Annotated in this window: 20 protein-coding genes; 10 read left to right on the top strand and 10 right to left on the bottom strand. The window is 66.6% G+C overall.

Going from position 1 to position 22,832, the window contains the following annotated elements; genetic code table 11:
- Positions 1 to 19: 19 nt before the first annotated feature.
- A complete protein-coding gene (locus ACIGJG_RS05410; protein ID WP_011297264.1) occupies positions 20 to 526 on the bottom strand; it encodes a gluconokinase in 507 nt (168 codons plus the stop codon).
- Between the two features lie 145 nt (positions 527 to 671).
- Positions 672 to 2,543 carry a phosphogluconate dehydratase gene (edd, locus tag ACIGJG_RS05405; RefSeq protein ID WP_140949031.1) on the bottom strand — a complete coding sequence of 624 codons (1,872 nt, stop codon included), beginning with the start codon at positions 2,541 to 2,543 and terminating at the stop codon, positions 672 to 674.
- 235 nt (positions 2,544 to 2,778) lie between these two features.
- On the opposite strand from edd, the gene ACIGJG_RS05400 reads away from it, so the two are divergent.
- A complete protein-coding gene (locus tag ACIGJG_RS05400; RefSeq protein WP_245001925.1) occupies positions 2,779 to 3,708 on the top strand; it encodes a MurR/RpiR family transcriptional regulator in 930 nt (309 codons plus the stop codon).
- A 12-nt stretch (positions 3,709 to 3,720) separates the two neighbouring features.
- Here ACIGJG_RS05400 and ACIGJG_RS05395 read toward each other — a convergent pair whose 3' ends face one another.
- From ACIGJG_RS05395 to ACIGJG_RS05380, 4 genes are all read right to left on the bottom strand, one after another.
- Positions 3,721 to 6,123, bottom strand: a complete 2,403-nt coding sequence (locus ACIGJG_RS05395) for a DNA internalization-related competence protein ComEC/Rec2 (RefSeq protein WP_483672855.1) — start codon at positions 6,121 to 6,123, stop codon at positions 3,721 to 3,723.
- Between the two features lie 91 nt (positions 6,124 to 6,214).
- Positions 6,215 to 7,048, bottom strand: a complete 834-nt coding sequence (locus ACIGJG_RS05390) for a TatD family hydrolase (protein ID WP_011297260.1) — start codon at positions 7,046 to 7,048, stop codon at positions 6,215 to 6,217.
- Between the two features lie 12 nt (positions 7,049 to 7,060).
- Positions 7,061 to 7,795, bottom strand: coding sequence for a lipoprotein-releasing ABC transporter ATP-binding protein LolD (lolD, locus tag ACIGJG_RS05385; protein WP_011297259.1), 735 nt, complete (start codon positions 7,793 to 7,795; stop codon positions 7,061 to 7,063).
- A complete protein-coding gene (locus ACIGJG_RS05380; protein WP_011297258.1) occupies positions 7,788 to 9,038 on the bottom strand; it encodes a lipoprotein-releasing ABC transporter permease subunit in 1,251 nt (416 codons plus the stop codon). Before ACIGJG_RS05380 ends, lolD begins: the two co-directional genes overlap by 8 nt.
- Before the next feature lie 105 nt (positions 9,039 to 9,143).
- Between ACIGJG_RS05380 and ACIGJG_RS05375 the strand changes: the two genes are divergently transcribed.
- Entirely contained in the window at positions 9,144 to 10,244 is a 1,101-nt protein-coding gene (locus ACIGJG_RS05375) for a hypothetical protein (RefSeq protein ID WP_011297257.1), read from the top strand.
- Between the two features lie 31 nt (positions 10,245 to 10,275).
- Positions 10,276 to 11,973: a single-stranded-DNA-specific exonuclease RecJ gene (gene recJ / locus ACIGJG_RS05370; RefSeq protein WP_011297256.1), complete on the top strand. Its 1,698-nt coding sequence runs from the start codon at positions 10,276 to 10,278 to the stop codon at positions 11,971 to 11,973.
- Between the two features lie 7 nt (positions 11,974 to 11,980).
- On the opposite strand, the gene ACIGJG_RS05365 is transcribed toward recJ, so the two are convergent.
- On the bottom strand, positions 11,981 to 12,709 hold the full coding sequence (locus tag ACIGJG_RS05365) for a peptidoglycan DD-metalloendopeptidase family protein (RefSeq protein WP_011297255.1): 729 nt from the start codon (positions 12,707 to 12,709) through the stop codon (positions 11,981 to 11,983).
- A gap of 214 nt (positions 12,710 to 12,923) precedes the next feature.
- Between ACIGJG_RS05365 and prfB the strand changes: the two genes are divergently transcribed.
- The 7 genes from prfB to ACIGJG_RS05330 all read left to right on the top strand — a co-directional run bounded on the left by prfB (position 12,924) and on the right by ACIGJG_RS05330 (position 20,303).
- Positions 12,924 to 14,028 (top strand): peptide chain release factor 2 gene (gene prfB, locus ACIGJG_RS05360; RefSeq protein ID WP_166486990.1). Its coding sequence is split into 2 segments (ribosomal slippage): positions 12,924 to 13,004 and positions 13,006 to 14,028, totalling 1,104 coding nucleotides; the frame shifts between segments, so codons are not numbered across the junction.
- 90 nt (positions 14,029 to 14,118) lie between these two features.
- Positions 14,119 to 14,874: an SDR family oxidoreductase gene (locus ACIGJG_RS05355; protein ID WP_041679868.1), complete on the top strand. Its 756-nt coding sequence runs from the start codon at positions 14,119 to 14,121 to the stop codon at positions 14,872 to 14,874.
- Between the two features lie 51 nt (positions 14,875 to 14,925).
- Entirely contained in the window at positions 14,926 to 16,476 is a 1,551-nt protein-coding gene (gene lysS / locus ACIGJG_RS05350) for a lysine--tRNA ligase (protein WP_011297252.1), read from the top strand.
- Positions 16,477 to 16,645: 169 nt separating this feature from the next.
- A complete protein-coding gene (locus tag ACIGJG_RS05345) occupies positions 16,646 to 17,503 on the top strand; it encodes an ABC transporter ATP-binding protein (protein WP_011297251.1) in 858 nt (285 codons plus the stop codon).
- Between the two features lie 6 nt (positions 17,504 to 17,509).
- Positions 17,510 to 18,346, top strand: coding sequence for an ABC transporter permease (locus ACIGJG_RS05340; protein ID WP_483673052.1), 837 nt, complete (start codon positions 17,510 to 17,512; stop codon positions 18,344 to 18,346).
- 5 nt (positions 18,347 to 18,351) lie between these two features.
- Entirely contained in the window at positions 18,352 to 19,155 is an 804-nt protein-coding gene (locus ACIGJG_RS05335) for an ABC transporter permease (RefSeq protein WP_011297249.1), read from the top strand.
- Positions 19,156 to 19,277: 122 nt separating this feature from the next.
- Positions 19,278 to 20,303, top strand: coding sequence for a porin family protein (locus ACIGJG_RS05330; RefSeq protein WP_140949037.1), 1,026 nt, complete (start codon positions 19,278 to 19,280; stop codon positions 20,301 to 20,303).
- Between the two features lie 15 nt (positions 20,304 to 20,318).
- On the opposite strand, the gene iscX is transcribed toward ACIGJG_RS05330, so the two are convergent.
- The 3 genes from iscX to hscA are packed head-to-tail and all read right to left on the bottom strand — an operon-like array spanning position 20,319 to position 22,776.
- Positions 20,319 to 20,513: a Fe-S cluster assembly protein IscX gene (gene iscX, locus ACIGJG_RS05325; RefSeq protein WP_011297247.1), complete on the bottom strand. Its 195-nt coding sequence runs from the start codon at positions 20,511 to 20,513 to the stop codon at positions 20,319 to 20,321.
- Between the two features lie 15 nt (positions 20,514 to 20,528).
- Positions 20,529 to 20,867, bottom strand: coding sequence for an ISC system 2Fe-2S type ferredoxin (gene fdx, locus ACIGJG_RS05320; RefSeq protein ID WP_011297246.1), 339 nt, complete (start codon positions 20,865 to 20,867; stop codon positions 20,529 to 20,531).
- A 43-nt stretch (positions 20,868 to 20,910) separates the two neighbouring features.
- Entirely contained in the window at positions 20,911 to 22,776 is a 1,866-nt protein-coding gene (hscA, locus tag ACIGJG_RS05315; protein WP_140949038.1) for a Fe-S protein assembly chaperone HscA, read from the bottom strand.
- Positions 22,777 to 22,832 lie beyond the last annotated feature (56 nt).

Here is a 22,832-nt window from a genome sequence, read left to right as displayed (position 1 = left end):
CAGGCGGTGCACCGCGCTGTCAGCGCGCGGCGGCGACGCGGTGCCGCTCGCCGTCGGCGAGGATGGCCTGGACCAGCGCTTCCGGCGACTGCCGGATATCGAGCACGAGCGCGCCATGGGGTTCTTCGAGCGTCTCGAGCTGGCTCTCCAGCAGTGCCGGGTTAAAGAAGTGGTCCGTGCGCGCAGACAGGCGCGAGCCGATCAACTGGGCGTCGCCCTTCATGTAGACGAACACCACGCCGCCGTCCGGCGGCGTCAGGCGGTCGCGGTAGACCTGGCGCAGCGCCGAGCAGGTGAACACATGGGTGCGGCCTTCGGCCCGGGCAGCGTCGATGGCCGCGCGCATGGCCGCCAGCCACGGCCAGCGGTCCTCATCCGTGAGCGGGATGCCCGCATGCATCTTGGCTTTGTTTGCGGCGCTGTGGAATTCGTCCGCGTCATGGAATGCGCAGCCCAGGCGTGTCGCGAGCAGTTCGCCGACCGTCGACTTGCCGCTGCCGGAAACGCCCATCAGGATATAGATCATGTCTGCTCCATCGATCATGGTGTCGGATGGTTTGCCCCATCCTTGTCGGTAGCCCGCGCGCTGGCAAACGGCGCGCAGGTGCCGGACGGCGGCTGCGCCGCCCGGGGATTCAAAAAAATTGCGGTGATACAGGCCCCAGGCCCGACTATTGTGCGACGGAATGCGTCGCCGCGGGAACGGCGTCGGCTTCGGACAGGTCGAGTGCACTGCCACCCTCTTCCGCCTTGCGCGCGTGGCGCCGGAACAGGCCGAACAGCCCCCGGCCGACGCTGAACTGGGCGAAGCCATCGTCCGGCGCGGGCGCGACCGAACGCGCGGCGAATTCCGCCGGATCGCCAAGCCAGGCAAGCGTGCCGGCAACGGCGTCCACACGCACGCGGTCGCCGTCACGCACCCGGGCCAGCGGGCCGCCAGCCAGCGCCTCGGGGCCGACGTGGATCACCGCCGGCACCTTGCCCGATGCACCGGACATACGCCCGTCCGTCACCAGCGCGACGCTGTGGCCGGCGTCCTGCAGCGCACCAAGCACGGGCGTGAGGCGATGCAATTCGGGCATGCCATTGGCATTGGGTCCCTGGAAGCGCACCACGGCTACCACGTCGCCGTTGAGCTCGCCTGCATTGAAGGCTGCCTGCAGCGCTTCCTGCGAATCGAACACGCGCGCCGGCGCCTCGACCACGCGGTGCTCCGGCGCCACGGCGGACACCTTGATCACGCCGCGCCCCAGGTTGCCCTGCATCAGGCGCAGGCCGCCTTCGGCGGAGAACGGCTCCGCCGCCGTGGCCAGCACCTGCGCGTCGCCGCTGGTGCTCGCGCCATCGCGCCAGCGCAGCACGCCATCGGCCAGCACCGGCTCCTGCGTGTAGCGCGCGAGACCCGGGCCGGCGACGGTCTGCACGTCCTCGTGCAGGAGCTCGGCCTCCAGAAGCTGGCCGATCACAAAGCCCGTGCCGCCCGCGGCGTGGAAATGGTTCACGTCCGCCGAGCCGTTCGGATACACGCGCGCCAGCAGCGGCGTGATGCCGGACAGCCGGTCGAAATCGTCCCAGTCGATCAGCACGCCCGCGGCACGCGCCATGGCGACCAGGTGGATGGTGTGGTTGGTGGAACCGCCGGTGGCCAGCAGGCCGACCATCGCATTGACGACGGCACGCTCGTCGACGATGCGCGCCATCGGCATGTATTCAGTGCCTCGCGCCGACAGCGCCAGCGCGCGCTGCGCCGCCGCTGCGGTCAGGGCATCGCGCAAGCCGCTGTCCGGGTGGACGAAGGCTGCACCGGGCAGGTGCAGGCCCATGATTTCCATCAGGAACTGGTTACTGTTGGCGGTGCCGTAGAACGTGCACGTACCTGCGCTGTGGTAGGCCTCGCACTCGGCTTCAAGCAAGGCTTCGCGGCCAACCTGGCCGGTCGCATAAAGCTGGCGCACGCGCGCCTTTTCCTTGTTCGGGAGGCCGCTCGCCATCGGCCCGGCCGGCACGAACACGACCGGCAGGTGGCCGAACTGCAGCGCGCCCATGACCAGCCCCGGCACGATCTTGTCGCACACGCCAAGCATCACCGCGGCGTCAAAGGTGTTGTGCGAGAGCGAGACCGCCGTGCTCATGGCAATTGCATCGCGCGAGAACAGCGACAGCTCCATGCCCGGGTTGCCCTGCGTAATGCCGTCGCACATCGCCGGCACGCCGCCGGCAACCTGCGCCACGGCGCCCACGGCACGTGCGGCCTCACGAATCACGTCGGGATAGCGCTCGTACGGCTGGTGCGCCGACAGCATGTCGTTGTAGGCCGTCACGATGCCGAGGTTCGGCGCGTGTTCGACGCGAAGCTTCAGCTTGTCATGCGCCGGCAGCGCGGCAAAGCCGTGGGCCAGGTTAGCGCACGAGAGGCCGCGCAGCGGGCCAAGCTCTGCCTGGGCGCGTTCGCAGCGCGCCAGGTAGGCCGCGCGGCTGGCGCGGCTGCGCTCGGTGATGCGCCGGGTTACGGCAAGGATTTCGGCATGGACGGCGTGGGGCATGGATGAACGTTCCTTTAGAAACCCGGGCGACTGACCGCCTCTGGCATGTAGATTTTCTACATTATAACGACAGAAAAACCTCACTCGCAGCCTTGCTTACATCACAATCACTCAGTAACCCCCTTGAATACGGGAAATCCCTAGCGACAGAACAACAGAATCATCTGTGTTCCGCAGCCCTTCGGATTGTAGAATATCTACATTCCCATTTATGCCGGCGACACCCGCCACCGTCATGCGCGACCGAATCCTTGCCGTCTACGACACGCTCCGCCCGTCCGAACGCCGCCTGGCCGACTATGTGGCCCGCCACGGCGCCAGCGTGATCCGGCTTTCGATGCCGGAACTGGCCGAGCGGGCCGGCGTGTCGCAGCCGACCATTGCGCGTTTCTGCGCGGCGCTGGGCTACGACGGCTTCCGTGAATTCAAGCTGCAGTTCGCGCAAAACGTAGGCGGCGGCACGCCGTTCGTCCACCAGGACGTGAAGGCCGAAGACGGCCCGGCCGACATTGCCGGCAAGGTGTTCGACCGCACCATCGCCACGCTGATGAGCGTGCGCAATGCGCTGTCGGCGGACCAGATCGAGCATGGCATCCGCCTGCTGGCCGGTGCGCGCCGCATCGAGTTCTACGGCTGCGGCAATTCCGGCATTGTCGCGCTCGATATCCAGCACAAGTTCTTCCGGCTGGGCATGCCGACCACGGCTTACTCCGATCCGCACGTATTCAGCATGTCCGCCGCGCTGCTCGGGCCTGGCGACGTGGCAGTACTGGTGTCCAACAGCGGCCGCACGTGGGACATGCTGACCGCCGCCACGCTGGCGCGTTCGAGCGGCGCCAGCGTGCTGGCGCTCACGCACAGCGGCTCACCGCTCGCGAAGCTGGCCGATGTCTGCGTGTTCTCGGATGTGGAGGAGGACAGCGAGGTCTATACGCCGATGACCTCGCGCATCTGCCACCTCGTGCTCGGCGACGTGCTTGCGGCCGGCGTGGCGCTGGAACGCGCCGACACCGTCGCCGCGGGCCTGCAGCGCGCGAAGGCCCATCTGCGCGAGCGCCGCATTGGCGGCGCCGAGCCGGCGCGGGCGCCACAGGAAGCTGATACGCCAGAGCCGGCGCCCCGGCGCAAGACGGCGTCGCCTGCACGCGCTCGCACCGCGAGCTGACGCCGGCTTGCGCTAGCGCGGCGCCGCAGGCGCCTCACGCCAGTAGCGACGCTCGGTCTGGCGAAACGCTTCCATCGAGTAGGCCCCGCCCTGCGTGACCATCGTGACCGCGCCAGTTTCGTCCGTGCGGTAGCGCAGGATGCCGGCATCGCCATAGCGCTGCCAGACATCGGCGCGCGGATGCTGGTAACGGTTGCGGTAGCCAAGTTGGAACACCGCCGCGCCGGGACTGACGGCCGCGAGCCACTCGGAACTGGATGAGGTGCCGCTGCCATGGTGCGGCACGACTAGGACATCGGCACGCAGCCTCTCCGCAGGTATCCGCTCGACCAGTTCACGCTCTTCCGCCTTGCCGATATCGCCAGTCAGCAGCACGCTATGGCGGCCGTTGTCCACGCGCAGTACGCAGCTGCGCGCATTGCTCCCGATCGCCGCATCGCGCGATTGCCCGGCGTCGGGATGCAGCACCGTGAAATGGACGCCATCCCACTCCCAGTGCTCGCCCGCCACGCATGCCACCCAATCGGCCTTGCCAAGCAGCGCATGGCCGGCCGGCGCGGCCGTGGACCGGATATCGACGGACACGGCATCGATGACGTGGCGCGCGCCACCCGCGTGGTCGGCATCTTCGTGGCTGACCATCAAATGGTCGAGCCTGCGTATGCCGAACGCGCGCAGATAGGGCACGATGACCTGCGCTCCGGCGCTGCCCCCGGAGGCATAGGCTGGCCCGGCGTCGTAAAGCAAGGCGTGCGCGCGCGTTTGCACCAGCACCGCGGTGCCCTGCCCGACATCGAGCATCGCGGCCCGGAATTCGCCATGCGCCACATCGTCGCCGCGCGCGACCACCATAGGCAGGATCAACAGCACCCCGTGCAGCCGTATGCGCAATCCGAACACGGCAGGTGCCAGCAGGATGAGCGTGCCAGCCAGCGCCAACACCGTTTCCAGCACGCCGGCCTGCGCCGTCTCCCAGACCGCCCACTCGGACGATGCCAGCCACTGCAGCACAAGCACCAGCCACGCCAGCGCCCCATGCGCCAACACCAGCAATGGCGCGGCCAGCGTCATCGGTACCACCGCACCGAGCAGCGCAAGCGGCGTGACGAACATGCTGACCACGGGAATGGCAACAGCATTCGCAATCGGGGAAATGACCGGAAACTGCCGGAAGAGCAGCAACGTCAGCGGCACCAGACCGACCGTTACAGCCCATTGCGTGCGCGCTGCGGAGAGGAGCGCCGCGCGTATGCGTGGCCACCACCCGCGCACCGGCACGTGAGGACGCGATGCCGCCAGGAAGATCACGCCGACCGCACCGAACGACAACCAGAACCCCGGTTGCGTCACCGCCCACGGGTCCAGCAGCAGCGCGACGAAAGCCGCCCACGCGAGCACCATCGATGCCGGTGGCGTCCGAGCGCTCCACGCGGCCAGCGCGGCGATGGACAGCATGGCCACCGTACGCAGTGCCGGAATTTGCAGACCGGCGATCAGGCCGTATCCCAGCCCCGCGAGCACTGCCGCAACGAGCGCCGCCTGCCGCGCCGGACACCACAGCGGCAACGGCCGGCGCAGACGGCGGCCTAACCCGAATGAATGCCGCCACGCCCATTGCACCAGGCCCGCGGCAAAGCCCGCGATCATCGTGATATGGAGTCCGGAAATGCTGACGAGGTGGCCGATGCCAGTGCGATTGAACAGCAGCCAATCATCGCCATCGATGCCGCGCTGGTCGCCGACGACGAGCGCCACAAGCACCGGCGCGAAACGGGCGTCCGCGGGCAGCGCGGCGCGGATGTGGTCGCGCAACGTGGCACGTTGCGCCCCGATGCGCCATGCGATCCGTTCGTGCGCCGCTTCCTGCGGCCCGTTGTGGACGGTACGCACGTAACCCGTCGCGCCATAGCCTTGCGCCAGCAGCCAGTATGCGTAGTCGAAACCGTGGGGATTGGCGAGCCCGCGCGGACGACGCAAGCGCACCGTGAAGGTGTAGCGCTGGCCGGGGCGTAGCTCAGGCGTGGCCTCGCGCCAGCTCAGCTGCACGCGGGCCGGCACTTGTTCGCCGTGCTGCGCGGCCTCGACCGTGAAGGCAAAGCGGGCGCCGGGCGACAGTTCGGCAGGCAGGCCGGAGACCACGCCGGTCACCTCGATATCGCGCGCCTCCAGCTGCGTGGGCAGCCAGTCGCCCATGCGCGAATGCGCGCGCCACGCCGCCCAGCAGAAGCCCACTGAGACCGCCACCAGAATCGCGAGTCCGTGTGCGAGCCGCTTGTTGCCTCCGTACCGGACCAGCCAGACGACGAGGATTGCGAGTGCGGCAGAGGCGAAACCCAGCGCGCTGTACGCAGGCAGCGAGCCCTGCCGCTGCAAGGCCCAGCAGCCGACCACGAAACCCAGCAGGATCAGGCGCACGAAGCTCCCCGGCAAGTTCAGAGGGCCATCGTTGTACCCTCGCCTTGCCGTGAAAAGCTTGTCAGCGTGTCAGAAGTTGGTGTCGGAAATGTCAGGCGCCGGCCGGCGCCATCGCCTCGGCGAATGCCGCCAAGCGGGGCAGCGCGGCGACCGAATTGCGCCACATGGCTTGCGCCAAAGCATCCGGCTCCATCTCTCGCAACTCCCCAAGTACCCGTGCGACGCCAGCCACTTCGGCAGGCGTATTCCGGGCCTTGTGCTGCTCCCCGAACTGGTCGTCGGACAGCCACGCGGGCGCGATATCGGGCGCGTCGGTTTCCAGCACCAGCGCGTCAAGCGGCAACTCGGTGGCGAGCCGGCGGATCTGCCGCGCGCGGCTGAACGTCACGTTGCCGCCAAAGCCGAGCTTGAACCCCTGGTCGATAAAGCGGCGTGCCTGCTCATGACTGCCATTAAAGGCGTGTGCGATCCCCTGCCGCACCCCGAGCTTGCGCAGTTGCGCGCCAACCTGGTCCTGCGACTTGCGCACGTGCAGCAGCACCGGCAGGTCGAATTCGCGCGCGATCTTGAGCTGTTCGATGTAGAGCCAGGTCTGGTGGTCGACATCCAGACCGGCGACAAAGAAGTCGAGTCCGATCTCGCCGATGCCGACGAAGCGAGGATCAGACATCGAGGCCGCCACCTCCCTGCGCAACGCATCGACATCGGCCTGCGCCGCGCCCGGCGAGCATAGCGGATGAATGCCGAGCGCATAGACGCAGCGTTCATCCTGCCGGGCCAGCGTGCGAACTGTGTCGAAGTTCCACACCGCCACGGCCGGCACAACGATGCCGGTTACGCCGGCGGCCTCGGCGGCGTCGGCAACCCGGCCGCGATCCGCATCGAATTCACGGGCATCGAGATGGCAATGGGTGTCGATCCACATAGCCGTACGCGGTCACCGCTCCTGGTGAAGGTGCCCGTCGCGCAGCCGCAGTACGCGGTCGCAGCGGCCGGCCAGGTCCAAGTCGTGCGTGACGATGACAAAACTGGTGCCAAGCGTGCGCGACAACTCCAGCATCAGGTCATAGACCCCGCCTGCGGTGTGATCGTCGAGGTTGCCGGTCGGCTCGTCGGCCAGCACGCAGGCCGGCTGCCCGACCAGCGCGCGCGCAATCGCCACGCGTTGACGCTCACCGCCCGACAGTTCGCCCGGACGATGCTTCGAACGGCCGCCCAGGCCAACACGCTCGAGCATGGCTTGCGCCGCATCGCGCGCCTGCTGCTGGGTCAGCCCGCGGATACGCATGGGCATGGCCACGTTATCGAGCGCCGTGAATTCCGGCAGCAGGTGGTGGAACTGGTAGACAAAGCCGAGCGAGCGGTTGCGCACCACATTGCGCTCGCGCTCGCGCAGCGCCGTGAACGGCTTGCCGTGCAGCGCCACGCGACCCGCGTCGGGGTTGTCGAGCCCGCCCAGGACATGCAGCAGCGTGCTCTTGCCCGAGCCCGAAGCGCCGACGATGGCGACCTTCTCGCCCGCGTCCACGCGCACGTCCACGCCCTTGAGCACTTCGACATCGAGCCCGCCCTGGCGGAAACGCTTGAACAGGCCTTCGCCCATCAGCACCGGCGTACCCGGCTGTTGCCCGGTGACGGGCTTCGTATCGGCTTGCAGCATCGCTTCACTCATAGCGCAGCGCCTCCGCCGGATTGACGCGGGCGGCGCGCCAGCTTGGGTAGAGGGTTGCCAGCGTGGCCAGCACGAAGGAAATGATGCCGATGGTGGCGATATCGTTCACACGCGGGTCCGAAGGCAGTTCGCTGATGAAATAGATGTCGCGCGGCAGGAACTGCACGTGCAGCAGCCGCTCGATGAAAGGCACGATCACGTCGATATTGGTGGCGATCAGCGTGCCGCCCGCGACGCCCAGCAACGTGCCGATAAAGCCGATGGCCACGCCCTGCACGATGAAGATCTTCATGATCGAACCGGGTTGCGCGCCCATCGTGCGCAGGATGGCGATGTCAGCCTGCTTGTCGGTCACGGTCATCACCAGCGTCGACACCAGGTTGAACGCAGCGACGGCGATGATCAGCGTCAGGATGATGAACATCATGCGCTTCTCGGTCTGCACGGCCGCGAACCAGTTGCGGTTCTGCTTGGACCAGTCGCGCAGATAAAGCTCGCCCGACATCGTGCCGGCCAGTTCGTTGGCAACCTGCGGCGCACGCTGCATGTCCGCGAGCTTCAGCCGCACGCCGGTCGGGCCGGTCATGCGGAACAGCGTCTCGGCATCGCGGATATTGACGAGCGCGAGCGCGCTGTCGAATTCGAAATGGCCCGAAGAGAACACGCCGACCACGGTGAACTGCTTCAGCCGCGGCAACACGCCGGCCGGCGTGATGGTGCCCTGCGGCGCCAGCAGCGTGATCTTGTCGCCGACCTGCACGCCCATGGCGTTGGCCAGTTCATTGCCGAGCGCAATGCCGAACTCACCCGGCTGCAGGCTTTCCATATGGCCAGCCTTGAACTGCTTGCCGATGTCCGAGACCTTCGGTTCTTCCGCCGGGTCCACGCCGCGCAGCAGCACGCCGCGCACAGCGTCCTCGCGCGTGAGCATGGCCTGGGCGGCCACGTACGGCGCGGCACCGATGACTTCCTTGTTCCGCATGGCCTCTGCCGCGGTGCGCTGCCAGTCGGGCAGCGCCGACGGGCCGATCACCTCGATGTGAGACAGCACCGAGAGCATGCGGTCGCGCACTTCCTTCTGGAAGCCGTTCATCACCGACAGCACCACGATCAGCGCGGCCACGCCCAGCGCGATGCCGAGCATCGAGATCATCGAGATGAACGATATGAACGTATTGCGGCTGGCGCGCTTGCTTGCGCGGGTGTATCGCCAGCCAATCTGCCACTCGTAGGGAAATTTCAAGAGGGTTCCTGTTGTTTCGGGAAAGCGCACGGGGCGGTGGCGCAGGTGTCCCGCGCCACACGCCAGGCTGGCGCCGGCCAGCCGGAAGTTTACAATCTCGCCACCATGATGACGCACCTGACCCTGATTGTGCCCTTTTCCGTCCCGCCCGGCGCCGGCGACGACGCCACGGACGATGTCGTGCCCGGCGCGCTGCTGCGGCAATTGGAGTTGCCGGCGCTCGGAAAGTTGCTGACCCGGGCCGCGCCGGGCCAGCGCGAGCGGCACGACGACCCTTGGCTGCGCAGCCTGCCGCATGAGCGCTGGCTCGCCGGCAAGGCGGGACTCGATACGGGCCGGGTGCCGATGGCGCCTTATATGCGGCTGGCCGACAGCGGCGGCGCGGCGCCGGCCGATAGCGAAGCCTGGACCTGCCTGCAGCTCGTGCACATTCATGCGGCCCGCGACCATCTTGTGCTGATGCATCCCGACCAGCTACGCGTACGTGACGAAGAAGCCACGTCGCTGTTCGCCGCGATCGAGCCGCTGCTGCGCGAAGCCAACATCACGCTCGAAGCGCCCTGCGCGGCGCGCTGGTACCTGCCCGAAGCCGTATTCGGGCCGCTGGACGCCACCACGCCGCTCCGGGCGACCGGCCGCAATATCGACATCTGGCTGCAGGCTGGCGAGCGCGCGCGCGACTGGCGCCGGTTGCAGAACGAGATCCAGATGACGTGGTTCGACCATCCGGTCAACCAGGCACGTGAAGCGGCTGGCGAATTGCCCATCAATTCGGTCTGGCTGTACGGCGGCGGCACCATGCAGGCGGTGCCCAAGCTGGCCGACGTCATCATGACCGGCGATCCGTTCCTGACCGGCCTCGGACTTGCAGGCGGCAGCCGGGTTGCAGCCATGCCGGCCGGATTCACCGGCATTCAGGCCCACGGCGCGGTCCTCGCCATGCTAGACAGCGCCACCGAAGCCCATATTGCCGAGGACTGGGGCCTGTGGATCGAGCGCATGCATGCGCTGGACGCCGACTGGTTCGTACCGGCGCTTCAGGCGCTCGCCGACGGCAGTATCGAAGCTGTCACGCTCGTGCTCGGCGGCGAGAACCACTTCGCCGAATTCACGGTGCGCCGGGCCGACCTGCGCAAGTTCTGGCGCGGCATGGGCCAGCGCGGCGACTGGCGCGCGCTGCTGTCCGACCTTGCCTACACCGCCTGAGCCCCGCACACAAAGAGAAGCAGAACGCCCCATGACCCGGATTGCCATCCGCACCTATTCCGCCGAGCACGCCAATACCCTGGCGGCCGCCGGCCTGCACCCGACCCTGGCCCGCATCCTGTCCGCGCGTGGCGTGGCGCAGCCGTCCGAACTCTCCACCGAACTGCCGGGGCTGGTACCGCCTTCGGCCATGAAGGGCATCGGCCATGCCGCCGAGTACCTGGCCGACGCGATCGCGGCAGGCAAGCGCCTGCTGATCGTCGCCGACTATGACTGCGACGGCGCGACCGCCTGCGCGGTCGGTGTGCGCGGGTTGCGCATGCTGGGCGCGCGCGTCGAGTACATCGTCCCGAACCGCTTCGAGTACGGCTACGGACTGACGCCGGAGATCGTTGCGCTGGCTGCGAAGCAGCAGCCCGATGTGATCGTCACCGTCGACAACGGCATTGCCAGCGTCGACGGCGTCGCAGCCGCCAACGCGGCCGGCATCGACGTGGTGGTGACCGACCACCACCTGCCTGGGTCGGAACTGCCCCCGGCCGCGGTGATCGTCAACCCGAACCAGCCCGGCTGCGAATTCCCGAGCAAGAACCTGGCCGGCGTGGGCGTGATGTTCTACGTGCTGATGGCGCTCCGCGCCGAACTGCGCAAGCGCGGCGTCTACACGCAGCAAACCCAACCGCCGCTGCAGACGCTGCTGGATCTGGTCGCACTGGGCACGGTGGCCGACGTGGTCAAGCTCGACACCAATAACCGCATCCTGGTCGCACAGGGCCTGAAGCGCATGCGCGCGGGCCGCATGCAGCCGGGCGTGGCAGCGCTGTTCCGTGCCGCGGGCCGGGAAGCCGCGCGCGCCAATACCTTCGACCTTGGCTTCGGGCTGGGCCCGCGGCTCAATGCCGCGGGGCGCCTTGCCGACATGTCGCTTGGCATCGAATGCCTGCTGACCGACGATGCCAACCGCGCTTGGGAGATCGCGCAGGAACTGGACGGCATGAACCGCGAGCGGCGCGACATCGAGGCGGGCATGCAGCAGGAAGCGCTGCAGATCCTCGAGCAGCCGCTGGCCGGCCCCGATCCGTCATCCCGCTTTACGGTCAGCGTGTTCAACGACACGTGGCACCAGGGCGTGATCGGCATCGTCGCATCGCGACTGAAGGACAAGTTCCATCGCCCGACCATCACGTTCGCGCCCGGCGACGAGACCACCGTCAAGGGCTCTGGCCGCTCGATCCCCGGCTTCCACCTGCGCGATGCGCTCGACCTGGTATCCAAGCGCTGCCCGGGCATGATGGTCAAGTTCGGCGGCCACGCCATGGCGGCCGGCCTGACCGTGCATGCCGATCGCTTTGCCGAGTTCCAAGAAGCGTTTGAAGCCGTCGGCAAGGAATGGCTCAGCGACGAACAACTCGCGCGCGTGATCGAGACCGATGGCGATATCGAGGACCAGTGCTTCAGTCCGGAATTCGTCACGCTGCTCGAACAGCAGGTGTGGGGCCAGGGCTTTCCGGCGCCGACCTTCTGCGGCGAGTTCGACGTGCTGCGCCAGAGCGTACTCAAGGGCAAGCACCTGAAGCTGCAACTGGGGCGCGGCAAGCAGCGCTTCGACGCGATCTGGTTCAACCACGCCGACGAACTCGGCGCGAGCGCGCAGATCGCCTACCGGCTCGACAACAACACCTTCAATGGCATCACGCGCGTGCAGCTCGTGATCGAGCACGCGCAGTAACGGCAGTTCAGCCGCGCGCCGGCAGGTAGTTGGCCGGATCGACCGGCTTGCCGTTGCCGCGCACCTCGAAATGCAGGTCGGCGCCGGCGCTGCCCATGCGGCCAACGTCCTGGCCCGCGGCGACGCGCGCGCCTTCGCTGACCAGCGGCTTGTCGAGGTTGCCGTAAACCGTCAGCCAGTCGTCGCTGTGCTTGACGATCACCAGCATGCCGTAGCCGCGCAGGTCGCCGACATGGATCGCCCACCCCGCTGCCGCCGCTTTCACCGTGCCGCCCGGCGGCACCGCGATGGTCAGGCCCTTGCTCGCGGGCGGCGCGAAGCGTGCGGTGACCTTGCCATCGGCAGGCCACTGCAGCCGGGGCGCGCTCGAGGGCGGCTTCGACTCGCCGCCGGCATCCACGCGTGGCGTATCCGTCACCGTCTGGGACGACGAGCCTGCTGATGCGGTGGCCGTGCCCGCACCCGGCGGCTTGACGCGGATGAGTTGGCCCACTTCGATGCGGTCTGCGCTCGGCAGGTTGTTCCACCGCACCAGGTCGCGCACGTTGCGGCGGTGTTTGCGCGCGATCGAATACAGCGTATCGCCGCTTTCCACGCGGTAAAAACCTTCCGGCGCGGGTTCGGTGGACATCGTACCGCACCCGGCGGCCAGCGCCGCGGAGGCCGCGGCTAGCATCCATCCCAGCATCCGGCGGCGGCCGGCGGTGTCTGCGGAGTCTTGTCTTGTTGGCGTCATTCGTCCCTGTTGATATGGTCTTCCGGGGGGCGACTTGCGTGTGTGCAGCGCGCCTGTAACGGCCCTATTATCGCTGCCCCCGCCACACAGCCCGCCAAATAGACCATGCGAAGGGCCACGCGTTCGCGGCAGAATGGGCTGCCAGCGCCGCGCGGCGGTCCGAAATACGGCCCGATTCCGCTATAATTCAAGGTTTTCGAAGCGCAGGATCATCATGGAAGCAGAACGCCTCAACGCCATCTCCGGTGCCATCTCCGATCTCCGTTCCCGGACGGAAGATCTACGGGGGTATCTTTGACTACGATGTCAAAGTAGGAAGGCTGGAAGAAGTCAACGGTTTGCTGGAAGACCCGGACGTCTGGAACAACCCCAAGCGCGCCCAGGATCTCGGCAAGGAAAAGAAAGCACTCGAGGGCGTGGTAAGCGTTCTCGGCAAGCTCACGGACGACCTCAACGGTGCCGATGAGCTGTTTGAACTCGCCAAGGAAGAAGGCGACGACGAAACGCTCGAGTCGATCGAGACCGACGTCAAGGGCTTCGAGGAAATCGTCGCCGGCATGGAATTCCGCCGCATGTTCGCGGGCGAGATGGACCAGGCCAACGCCTTTATCGACATCCAGGCCGGCGCCGGCGGCACCGAAGCGTGCGACTGGGCGTCGATGCTGCTGCGCCAGTACCTGAAGTACTGCGAGCGCAAGGGCTTCAAGGCCGAGGTGCTCGAAGAGTCCGAAGGCGACGTGGCCGGCATCAAGAGTGCGACGATCAAGATCGAAGGCGAATACGCGTTCGGCTACCTGCGCACCGAAACCGGCGTGCACCGCCTCGTGCGCAAGTCGCCGTTCGATTCGTCGGGCGGGCGCCATACGTCGTTCTCGTCGGTGTTCGTATACCCGGAAGTCGACGACTCGTTCGAGGTCGAGGTCAACCCGGCCGATCTGCGCGTCGATACCTACCGCGCTTCGGGCGCCGGCGGCCAGCACATCAACAAGACCGATTCGGCCGTGCGTATCACGCACATCCCGACCGGCATCGTCGTGCAGTGTCAGAACGACCGTTCGCAGCACCGCAACCGTGCCGAGGCCATGTCGATGCTGAAGTCGCGCCTGTACGAGCACGAGATGCGCAAGCGCCAGGCCGAAGCCGACAAGCTCGAAGCCGGCAAGACCGATGTGGGCTGGGGCCACCAGATCCGTTCGTACGTGCTGGATCAAAGCCGTATCAAGGACCTGCGTACCAACGTCGAAATGTCCAACACCCAGAAGGTGCTGGACGGCGACCTGGACCCGTTCATCGAGGCCAGCCTCAAGCAGGGACTGTAAGGCCGCTGCCGTGCCCGCCATGCGGGCATGGCCGACCGCAACCGCCAACGACTCACCGCCCGGCGCGGCGGCTCCTCCAACTGGGGCACCATGAGCGAAGCAGACCACCTCTACATCATCACCGGCGCCTCTCGCGGGCTCGGCGCGGCACTGACCAATGCGCTGCTAGTGCCGGGCAACCGCCTGGTTTGCGTGGCGCGCAGCCGCAACCAGGAACTCGAGCGTGTCGCCACCATGAGCGGCGTGCCGGTAGCCTGGCACCTGCAGGACCTGTCGCAACCCGCGTCGGCCGCGGGCTGGCTGTCCAGCGTACTGGAAAGCCAGGACCCGCCCGCCAGCGTCACGCTGATCCTGAATGCCGGCGTGGTCGAGCCGATTGGCCCCGTGTCGCGCCTGCAGGAAGGCACGCTGCTGCCGCACCTGCTGACGAACCTGGCCACGCCGATGATCATGACCGGCGCGTTCCTCGATCGCACCGAGAAGTTCAACTGCCCGCGCAAGGTGCTCGCGATCTCGTCCGGTGCGGCACGCCGCCCGATCGAGGGCTGGAGCGCCTACTGCGCCGGCAAGGCCGGGCTGGACATGTTCATCCGCTCGGTCAACGCCGAGTACGCCCATACGCCGGAGCCGCGCACCGTACGCGCGGTGTCGCTGGCGCCGGGCGTAGTCGATACCGGCATGCAGGCCACCATCCGCAATGCCGACTTTGCCGGCGTGGAGCGTTTCCGCGACCTGAAGGCGAACCAGCAGCTCGCCTCGGCGGAGGACACCGCCGGCCGTATCATCGCCTATCTGCATCGCCCGGACTTCGGCAGCACCGAGCTGGACGACCTGCGCAATTACTGAAGCCATACTGAACCCGCGCGCGGTACGCCGCGTGCGATCCGACAAGACATCATGACTGAACCCAACCGCGCCCAGGCCGCACCGGCCTCTCCGACCGCAGAGCTGCCCGCCGCAGACGAGAACAAGATCATCGCCGAGCGTCGCGAGAAACTGGCGGCCCTGCGCCGGCAAGGCGTGGCCTTCCCCAACGATTTCCGCCCGACCCACCAGGCCGCCGCGCTGCACGAGCAGTACGGCGAGACCGACCAGCCCGCGCTGGAAGCGACCCCGGTGGAAGTCGCCATTGCCGGCCGCATGATGCTCAAGCGCGTCATGGGCAAGGCAAGCTTCGCCACCGTGCAGGATGGCAGCGGCCAGATCCAGTTCTACATCACGCGCGACAAGGTTGGTGAAGACGTCTACGCCGCCTTCAAGCACTGGGACCTTGGCGACATCATCAGCGCGCGCGGCGTGCTGTTCCGCACCAACAAGGGCGAGCTGTCCGTGCAGGTGCAGGAACTGCGCCTGCTGTCCAAGTCGCTGCGCCCGCTGCCGGACAAGTTCCACGGCCTGGCCGACCAGGAAATGAAGTACCGCCAGCGCTATGTCGACCTGATCGTCTCGCCGGAAACCCGCAACACCTTCCGCGCGCGCACCAAGGCCATGTCATCGCTGCGCCGCCATATGTCCGACGCCGGCTTCATGGAAGTCGAAACGCCGATGCTGCACCCGATCCCGGGCGGCGCCGCGGCCAAGCCGTTCATCACGCACCACAATGCGCTGGACATGCAGATGTTCATGCGCATCGCGCCGGAGTTGTACCTGAAGCGCCTGATCGTCGGCGGCTTCGAGCGCGTGTTCGAGATCAACCGCAACTTCCGCAATGAAGGGGTGAGCCCGCGCCACAACCCCGAGTTCACGATGATGGAGTTCTACGCGGCCTACACGGACTACCGCTGGCTGATGGACTTTACCGAGAACCTGATCCGCCAGGCCGCCATCGACGCCAGCGGTACCGCGGTGCTGACCTACCAGGGCCGCGAGCTGGACTTGTCGAAGCCGTTCCACCGCCTGACCATCTGCCAGGCGATCCAAAAGTTCGCGCCGCAATACACCGACGCGCAACTGGCCGATGCCGATTTCCTGCGCACCGAGCTGAAGAAATTTGGCGTGAACACCAGCGCGCCGCAGTTCCTCAATGCAGGCATCGGTACGCTGCAACTCGTGCTGTTCGAGGAGACCGCGGAAAGCCAGCTGTGGGAGCCGACTTTCATCGTCGATTACCCGGTGGAAGTCTCGCCGCTGGCACGTGCATCGGACACAGTGCCGGGCATCACCGAACGCTTCGAGCTGTTCATCACGGGCCGCGAGATCGCCAACGGCTTCTCGGAGCTCAACGACGCAGAAGACCAGGCCGATCGTTTCCGCAAGCAGGTCGAGCAGAAGGACGCCGGCGATGAAGAGGCAATGTACTACGACGCCGACTACATTCGCGCGCTGGAATACGGCATGCCCCCGACGGGCGGCTGCGGTATCGGTATCGACCGACTGGTGATGCTGCTGACGGACAGCCCGAACATCCGCGACGTCATTCTGTTCCCGCACCTGCGCCGCGAAGACTGAGCGCTGAGCGCGGCCGCAAGGAAATACGACGCTGAACAGCAAGAACCCCGCCTCTATGGCGGGGTTTTTCTTTTGATCCGATGATCGGGAATATTAAAAGCTAAGGGATCAGACGTGTGCTGCCAGATGCACCCCATGTATAATCCCCCGCCCTTCTCGCGCCGCAGCCATGCCACAGATCCTAGTCAGTCAACTGCGCAAGACATACCGTATCCACGAACGCGATCCGGGCGTGCTCGGCGCGCTGCGCGCGCTGGTTCGCCCACGCTATCGCACGGTCGAGGCACTGGCTGGTGTGTCGTTCGAACTGGAGCGCGGCGAACTGCTCGGCTTCATCGGTCCGAATGGCGCAGGCAAATCGACGACCATCAAGATCCTCTCGGGTATCCTGCGGCCCGATAGCGGCCGTGTCGAAGTCAACGGCCGCGTTCCGTTCGACGACCGCGAGCGCCATGTCGCCCGTATCGGCGTGGTATTCGGGCAGCGTACGCAGCTCTGGTGGGATCTGCCGGTCGGCGACGGGTTCGCACTGTTGCGCGATATCTACCGGCTCGACCCGGTTCGCTTTGGCCGCACGCGCGACGAGTTGGTGGCGCTGTTGAATCTCGAACGACTGCTCGACCAGCCCGTACGCCAGTTATCGCTAGGCCAACGCATGCGCGCCGAGATCGCGGCCGCCCTGCTCCACGAGCCCGACATCCTGTTCCTCGACGAGCCGACCATCGGCCTCGATGCCCCGTCCAAGCTCGCAGTTCGCGACTTTATCCGGCGTGCCAACCGGGAGCGCGGCACCACGGTGCTGCTGACCACGCACGACATGCACGACATCGAGGCACTCGCACGGCGGGTGATCGTGATCGGCCACGGACGCGTGCTGGCGGACTGCGACGTCGAGGCCTTGCGGCAGCAGGTGCTGGCCGCACGCCGTCTCGATGATGGCCTGCCCGACGACGCAGAAGACGAGGGCATGGCCATCGAAGCCGTCATCGCGCGCTTCTACGCGATGCACGGCGCAGCGGAGGCTTGAGCCATGATGGCGCCGCGCGAGCTCGCGCGCCCCTATCTGGCCGCGTTCCGGTCGCGGTTCCTGCAGATGCTGCAGTACAGGCTGGCGGCCTACGCGGGCTTTTTTACGCAGTGCTGGTGGGGCGGCATCAAGATCATGGTGCTGGCGGCGTTTTATGGCAGCGCTTCCACGCGTGAGGCCCCGCTCACGCTCGGTCAGGTCATCACCTATACCTGGCTGGCGCAAGGACTGCTGGCGCTGCTGCCATGGAGCGGCGATCCTGAAGTAGCGCAAGCCGTGCGCACGGGCGCCGTCGCGTACGACCGGCTGCGGCCGGTCAATGCCTACGCGTTGTGGTTTGCACGCACCGCGGGCTGGACGGCAGCGCGCGTATTGCCACGCGTGACGATGATGCTCACCTTCGCCGGCGTCTTGCTGCCCATTGTCGGACTCGGCGATTGGGCCTGGGAGCCGCCGGCGGGTCTGGCCGCGGGCATGGGTTTCATCGCGTCGGCACTGCTGGCCCTGCTGCTGTCCACATCGCTCGTGATGCTGCTCAATATCGCGGCCGCAGCGGCACTCAATGAACGGGGCATCAATACGCTTGCGGTGCCAATGGTCATCGTGTTGTCGGGAAACCTGTTGCCGCTGGCGCTGCTGCCCGATGCCTGGCAGGCGGCGCTGCTGGCGCAGCCGCTGGCCGGCGTGATGGACATCCCGGCACGCATCTATTTCGGGCAACTCGGCGGCGCGCAGATGTTCACCGCGTTGGGTCTGCAATGCCTGTGGATCATGCTGCTGGTGGCAACCGGCCACGCTGCCATGGGCCGCACGATGCGCCGGCTTGAAGTGCAAGGTGGGTGACGCGCATGAATTCCCTGGCATTGTTCGCCCGCCTCGTGACGGCCTCGCTAAGCGGCCAGGCACGCTATCCCGGCTCGGCCATGATGCTGACCTTCGGGCAGTTCCTGGTCACGGGCATCGAGATGGTCGCAGTGTGGGCACTGTTTCACCGCTTCGGCGATGTGCAGGGCTGGAAAATCGGCGAAGTCGCGCTGTTCTTCGGCCTCGTGAACTGCATGTTCGCGATTGCCGATGCGCTTGGACGCGGTTTCGACGTGCTCGGTACCACGTTGCTGCGCACTGGCGACTTCGACCGCTTGCTGCTGCGGCCGCGTCCGCTTGCCCTGCAACTGATGGGCTACGACGTGCGCGTCAGCCGGCTCGGACGATTGCTGCAAGGGCTCGCGGTGATAGCGTTTGCGACCGTACAGGCTGGCATCGCGTGGACGCCGGCATCGGTCGCCATGGCCTTGTTCGCTCTCGCCGGTGGCGTCGCATTGTTTCTGGGCATCCTGGTGGTGCAGGGCACGCTGTCGTTCTGGACGATCGAAAGCCTGGAAATTGCCAATGTCCTGACGTACGGCGGTGTGGAGGCCGCGCAATACCCGATGGCGCTGTACGCGCGATGGTTCCGCCATGTCCTTACCTTTGCCGTCCCGCTAGCTTGCGTTGCCTACTACCCGGTGCTCGCCATCCTGGGCAAGGCCGATCCGCTCGGCGCGCCGGCGTGGCTGGGACTGGTGTCGCCGCTGGCGGGCTTTGTTTTCTTGGCGGCGGCCCTCGGTGCATGGCGCGTGGGGGTGCGCCATTACACGTCGACAGGCAGCTAACACCGCGTTCGAAGTTGGGGGGCGCGAATATTCCGTAACAAACACGCACCGCCCGGCCCCGGCTGCCATTGCTGCACTTTGCTATGATTTCTGAGCGTCCCCGGCTCATCGGAATCCTCGAGATGCAATGCGCCAACCGCAGGACCCGAAGGATCTGGCAGCGTGCCGCGCCCCTGGCTGGCGCACTGCTGCTAGCCATGATGCAACATGCGGCACATGGGCAAGAGCTCCTGCTGATGGGCGGGGCCCACACCAACCCGCCGATCCATGGTGACGATGACGGCAGCGCGGTCTATGCCTACAGCTACCAGCAGAACCTCACTGACAACTGGTACGCAACCTACACCTACCTGAACGAAGGACACGTGAGCGGCCACCATCGGGACGGCCACAGCGCCCAGCTATGGTGGCGCTGGCTGACTCCGGGCCGCCAGTTTGCGCTTTCCGTCGGCGCAGGTCCGTACCTGTTTTTCGATACCACCGAAGCACAGGACGATGGCAGCTACCGAAACCACCATGGGCTCGCACTGCAGGCCAGCGCGGCCGCGACCTGGTATGTCAATGGTGGCCCCTGGATGGTGCAGGCGCGCTACAACCGCACGCGGGCCTGGTCAAGCTTCAGCTCGAACACGGCCCTGCTTGGCGTCGGCTACCAGCTCGATCATGGCCGGCGCGACGGGCCTTTCATTGCAGGTACGCGTATCACGGCGCTGACCGGCGATGAGTTGACCGTGTTCCTGGGCGCCAGAATCGTGAACAGCTTCGAATCGGAAACGGGCTTCGCGGCGGCGGTGGAGTACCGGCACGGATTCTGGCGGGGCGTGGAAGGAACCATCAGCTACTTCTCGGAAAGCAGCTCCGATCTGGTTCAGCGCCGCGGCGTAGCGGCGCAGGCGTGGCTGAACGGGGGCTTCTTTGACGACCGGCTGACGCTTGGCGTTGGCGCGGGCCCGTATTACGCGACCACGTTGCATGTCCGCGGACCCGACGCGGAGATTTCGCCCTCACGCTGGTCTGCCCTGCTGACCTTGTCGGCCAGTTACCGGCTTAGCGACCACTGGCTCGGCCGATTGTCGTGGAACCGCGTGATCACCGGCTATGACCGCGATGCCGACCTCTTCCTCGCCGGTGTCGGCTATCGCTTCTGACGATGAGGCAGCGGCTTAGCTCGTTTCCTCGATCCAGGCGGCCTGAATCGCTTCGAGAATCTTTTCGCCCGAACGCTCCGGCAGGTCGCTGAAGCCGTCCAGTTCCAGCACCCACTTGCGCAGGTCCGTGAAGCGGATCGTCACGGGGTCCACGTCGGGAAACTTGTCATACAGCGCCGCGGCGATGTCGTAGGTATCGGTCCACTTCATGGAATTCTCCGGGCCTTAGTGGCCTTCTTTCGCGTGATTGATGGTGTACTTCGGGATCTCGACGGTCAGATCCTCGTCGGCGACGATGGCCTGGCACGACAGGCGCGAATGGGGCTCGAGGCCCCAGGCCTTGTCGAGCAGATCTTCTTCCTTTTCCTCGGCCTCGTTGAGCGAGTCAAAGCCCTCGCGCACGATCACGTGGCAGGTCGTGCAGGCGCACGACTTCTCGCACGCGTGTTCGATGTCGATGTCGTTGGCCAGCAGCGCGTCGCAGACGCTGACGCCGGTCTTGGCTTCGATCACGGCCCCTTCCGGGCAGTATTCGGCGTGGGGCAAAACGATGATCTGTGGCATGTCGTGTCCTGGTATTGATGCTGTGCGATACGGGAGCCGGTGATCAGCCGAGTTCCTGCACCTTGCGCCCGGCCAGCGCGCTCTTGATCGAGCGGTCCATGCGGCGGGCGGCGAATTCGTCGGTGCCGCGCGACAGCGTCTCGACGGCAGCCTTGATGGCGTGATGATCCTCGCCGGTGGCGATCTCGCGCACCGAGGCGATCAGCGCCTCGACCGCGGCACGCTCGTCGGCCGACAGCAGGTCGCCGTCGGTCTCCAGCGCACGCGTGGTGGCTTCGACCAGGCGGTCGGCCTCGACGCGCTCTTCAGCCAGCGCGCGACTCTTCATGTCGTGTTCGGCCTCGCGGAAGCCTTCCTGCAGCATGCGCGCGATGTCGTCATCGGCCAGGCCATACGACGGCTTCACGGTGACCGACGATTCCACGCCCGAGTGCGTCTCGCGCGCAGTGACCGACAGCAGGCCATCCGCGTCGACCTGGTAGGTCACGCGGATGCGCGCCGCGCCAGCGACCATCGGCGGGATGCCACGCAGCTCGAAGCGTGCAAGCGAACGGCAGTCGCTGGCCAGTTCGCGCTCGCCCTGCAGCACGTGGATCGCCATGGCGGTCTGGCCGTCTTTGAACGTGGTGAACTCCTGCGCGCGCGCCACGGGAATCGTGCTGTTGCGCGGGATGATCTTCTCGACCAGGCCGCCCATGGTTTCCACGCCGAGCGACAGCGGAATCACGTCGAGCAGCAGCCAGTCCTCGCCCGGCGCATGGTTGCCGGCCAGCAGGTTGGCCTGCATGGCGGCGCCGAGCGCGACGACGCGGTCCGGGTCGAGATTGGTCAGCGGCGGCTGGCCAAAGAAGTCGCCCACTGCCTTGCGGATGGCCGGCATGCGCGTCGCGCCGCCGACCAGCACCACGCCCTGGACTTCGTCGGGCGTCACGCCCGCGTCGCGCAGCGCCTTGCGCACCGGCGCCAGCGTCTTCTGCACGAGATGCGCGGTGATGCTGTCGAAGATTTCGTCAGTCAGCGTCAGGTGCACAATCTCGCCCGAGTCCAGCACCGCGTCGATCACCGTGCTGTCGCCTTCCGACAGCGCTTCCTTGGCGGCGCGCGCGCGCACCATGAGCAGGCGCATGTCCTGCGCCGACAGCGGCTGCAGGCCTGCCTGCTCGACGATCCAGCACAGCAGGCGCTGGTCGAAATCGTCGCCACCGAGCGCGGAGTCGCCGCCCGTGGACAGGACTTCGAACACGCCCTTGGTCAGCTTCAGGATCGAGATATCGAAGGTGCCGCCGCCGAGGTCATAGACCGCATAGATGCCCTCGGACGCATTGTCGAGGCCATAGGCAATGGCTGCCGCGGTGGGCTCGTTAAGCAGGCGCAGCACTTCCAGCCCGGCCAGGCGTGCGGCGTCCTTGGTGGCCTGGCGCTGGGCCTCGTCGAAATAGGCCGGCACGGTGATGACGGCGCCGACGAGGTCATCGCCGAGCGAATCTTCGGCGCGCTGGCGCAGCGTCGCAAGAATCTCAGCCGAGACTTCCACGGGGCTCTTCACGCCGGCCACGGTCTTGATCTGCACCATGCCTGGCGCATCGACGAAGTCGTAGGGGCTGTGCTCGTTATGGGCCACGTCCTTGAGGCCACGGCCCATGAAGCGCTTGACCGAAACGATGGTGTTCTTCGGATCGCGCACCGCCTCGTCCTGGGCGCGGTAGCCGATATGCGTGGTACGGTCCGGCAGGTAGCGCACCACCGAGGGCAGCAGCGCACGGCCGCGCTCGTCGCCGAGGACTTCGGGAATGCTGTTGCGCACGGCCGCCACCAGCGAGTTGGTGGTGCCAAGGTCGATGCCAACGGCCAGCCGGCGTTGATGGGGCGCCGGCGACATGCCGGGTTCGGAAATCTGGAGCAGTGCCATGATGATTCTTCGCTTTCTCGTGCGCGATGATGTCCGCCGCACAGGCGGCTTTCGCG

The sequence above is a fragment of the Cupriavidus sp. C1SS-2L genome, from assembly GCF_057073735.1.
Note: the sequence above shows the minus strand (reverse complement) of the source record. Positions and strands in the feature narration are given on the sequence as shown.

Bases quoted from the DNA above. Each gene is read 5' to 3' on its own strand.
- fdx (WP_011297246.1), bottom strand. From the start codon at position 20,867: ATGCCACAGATCATCGTTTTGCCCCACGCCGAATACTGCCCGGAAGGG.
- lysS (WP_011297252.1), top strand. From the start codon at position 14,926: ATGACTGAACCCAACCGCGCCCAGGCCGCACCGGCCTCTCCGACCGCA.
- ACIGJG_RS05330 (WP_140949037.1), top strand. From the start codon at position 19,278: ATGCAATGCGCCAACCGCAGGACCCGAAGGATCTGGCAGCGTGCCGCG.
- ACIGJG_RS05335 (WP_011297249.1), top strand. From the start codon at position 18,352: ATGAATTCCCTGGCATTGTTCGCCCGCCTCGTGACGGCCTCGCTAAGC.
- ACIGJG_RS05400 (WP_245001925.1), top strand. From the start codon at position 2,779: ATGCGCGACCGAATCCTTGCCGTCTACGACACGCTCCGCCCGTCCGAA.
- ACIGJG_RS05365 (WP_011297255.1), bottom strand. From the start codon at position 12,709: ATGACGCCAACAAGACAAGACTCCGCAGACACCGCCGGCCGCCGCCGG.
- ACIGJG_RS05390 (WP_011297260.1), bottom strand. From the start codon at position 7,048: ATGTGGATCGACACCCATTGCCATCTCGATGCCCGTGAATTCGATGCG.
- ACIGJG_RS05410 (WP_011297264.1), bottom strand. From the start codon at position 526: ATGATCTATATCCTGATGGGCGTTTCCGGCAGCGGCAAGTCGACGGTC.
- ACIGJG_RS05340 (WP_483673052.1), top strand. From the start codon at position 17,510: ATGGCGCCGCGCGAGCTCGCGCGCCCCTATCTGGCCGCGTTCCGGTCG.
- edd (WP_140949031.1), bottom strand. From the start codon at position 2,543: ATGCCCCACGCCGTCCATGCCGAAATCCTTGCCGTAACCCGGCGCATC.
- lolD (WP_011297259.1), bottom strand. From the start codon at position 7,795: ATGAGTGAAGCGATGCTGCAAGCCGATACGAAGCCCGTCACCGGGCAA.
- ACIGJG_RS05345 (WP_011297251.1), top strand. From the start codon at position 16,646: ATGCCACAGATCCTAGTCAGTCAACTGCGCAAGACATACCGTATCCAC.
- ACIGJG_RS05355 (WP_041679868.1), top strand. From the start codon at position 14,119: ATGAGCGAAGCAGACCACCTCTACATCATCACCGGCGCCTCTCGCGGG.
- hscA (WP_140949038.1), bottom strand. From the start codon at position 22,776: ATGGCACTGCTCCAGATTTCCGAACCCGGCATGTCGCCGGCGCCCCAT.
- iscX (WP_011297247.1), bottom strand. From the start codon at position 20,513: ATGAAGTGGACCGATACCTACGACATCGCCGCGGCGCTGTATGACAAG.
- ACIGJG_RS05375 (WP_011297257.1), top strand. From the start codon at position 9,144: ATGATGACGCACCTGACCCTGATTGTGCCCTTTTCCGTCCCGCCCGGC.
- recJ (WP_011297256.1), top strand. From the start codon at position 10,276: ATGACCCGGATTGCCATCCGCACCTATTCCGCCGAGCACGCCAATACC.